This is a genomic window from Paenibacillus sp. S29 (genome assembly GCF_049319765.1).
GTDB classification, from domain to species: Bacteria; Bacillota; Bacilli; order Paenibacillales; family Paenibacillaceae; genus Paenibacillus; species Paenibacillus polymyxa_B.
Window position 1 is genome coordinate 1 of the sequence record NZ_JBMOUI010000088.1, and the last position, 345, is coordinate 345.

1 tRNA gene is annotated in these 345 nt (G+C 44.1%); it reads left to right on the plus strand.

The features are described 5' to 3' along the window. Nucleotides 1–129: 129 nt before the first annotated feature. Nucleotides 130–205 (plus strand) — tRNA-Ala (locus ACL9RM_RS26615). The last annotated feature ends 140 nt before the right edge of the window (nt 206–345 follow it).

Consider the following 345-nt stretch of genomic DNA (forward strand, 5'->3'; position numbering starts at 1 on the left):
TATCGGAAGGTGCGGCTGGATCACCTCCTTTCTATGGAGAATCGTTTCCGGAGAGCGGAAACATTCAAATATGAAGCATTAGCTTCAACAATCATCATTCCATTTGTTCAGTTTTGATGGAACTTGTGAGGGGCCATAGCTCAGCTGGGAGAGCGCCTGCCTTGCACGCAGGAGGTCAGCGGTTCGATCCCGCTTGGCTCCACCAATTACAATTTCATCTAAAACTGTATGAGAATCGTTAACTCTTTGGAGGTTGACTGATAATCAAACAGCTTTGCACCTTGAAAACTGGATACCGAAACGAAATTGCGTTTTAGAATATTCCTTTAAGCTGATCTTGTGTAA